This is a genomic window from Microbacterium sp. H6 (genome assembly GCF_003314775.1).
Taxonomy (GTDB): Bacteria; Actinomycetota; Actinomycetes; order Actinomycetales; family Microbacteriaceae; genus Microbacterium; species Microbacterium oxydans.
In genome coordinates, this window is sequence record NZ_QOAY01000131.1 from 1 (window position 1) to 223 (window position 223).

At 75.3% G+C, this 223-nt stretch carries 1 pseudogene; it reads left to right on the top strand.

Features of this window, described 5'->3' with window-relative positions:
* A pseudogene (locus DSP71_RS22690) lies at positions 1-223 on the top strand (DNA polymerase III subunit gamma and tau); the annotation flags it as partial.

Genomic DNA, 223 nt, shown 5'->3' on the forward strand with positions numbered 1-223 from the left:
GCGGCACCGGCGCCCACCGCGGCGGAGTCCGCCCCTGCCGATCAGCGCCCGGCAGACGAGCAGGGAGAAGGCGCGCGAGGCGCAGACGAGACCGCCGGCGTCGCTCCCGAAACAGCAGCCCCCGAGGTCGCCGCACCGCAGGGGCCGGTCACCTTCGAGCGGATCCGTGCAGCGTGGCCGGCGGTGCTCACGCGTCTCGAGAGCATCAGCCGCACGTCCTGGT